The organism is Citrobacter sp. S46_ASV_140 (assembly GCF_018919545.1).
GTDB lineage: Bacteria > Pseudomonadota > Gammaproteobacteria > Enterobacterales > Enterobacteriaceae > Citrobacter > Citrobacter braakii.
The window spans coordinates 1-715 of record NZ_JAHLRC010000284.1; the positions used below are offsets into that span (position 1 = coordinate 1).

The following is a 715-nucleotide window of genomic DNA, read 5'->3' on the forward strand; positions in this document are numbered from 1 at the left end:
TTCTTATATTTATCCGTCAGGTTTTTCCCCACCTCAACAATAATACCAGCACATTCATGTCCGGTAATAACCGGATGATTTTCCAGATCGTCCGGTACGCGTTTATGATCGCTCCCCAATGCTGCTGCTTTCCAGGTGGACAAACAAACGCTATCGGATATTACGCTTACTAACAATTCATTATCTGTAATTGCAGGCAGTTCAAATTCGCGGATACGAATATCCTGCTTGCCATATATGGCAGCAACTTTCGTTTTCATATTCACTCCAAAAATAGAAGAAGGCTAGTTCGCAGTAATGCGTTTAAATAAATCATCCAACAATGGGTCACCAATATAGTTCTTAATCAGCACTAATGGCTTTTCACTTACACGTTTAACACGACCTTCAAGACTGGCATGGGTGACAATAATATCGGCATCTTGCGGAACGTTTTCGATAGCATAATGCGTCACAGTAATATTCAATCCCGCTTTCTCCAGACGCTTACGAAATGTGGTTGCCCCCATAGCACTGGAACCCATTCCTGCATCACAGACAAAAGCGACGCGTTTAATGTTTTTATAAGAGAATTTCCCTTCCTGCTTCATCGCTTTGACGGCTCTGGCTGATTCAGCAAAGTCATCTTCACTTTCTGTTTCAACGTTCTTTTCCATTTTCAGGATGACAGAGGTAATAACAAAAGTAACAACGGTTCCCGCGGTGACTCCTGCAA

1 protein-coding gene and 1 pseudogene are annotated in these 715 nt (G+C 42.2%); both read right to left on the reverse strand.

The annotated features are described in order from the left end of the window. Positions 1 to 260: alcohol dehydrogenase catalytic domain-containing protein (locus tag KQJ19_RS23790; protein ID WP_216404291.1), on the reverse strand; the 260-nt coding region annotated here is incomplete at its 3' end. 24 nt (positions 261 to 284) lie between these two features. Continuing rightward, positions 285 to 715: pseudogene (locus tag KQJ19_RS23795) on the reverse strand (PTS mannitol transporter subunit IIBC); the annotation flags it as partial.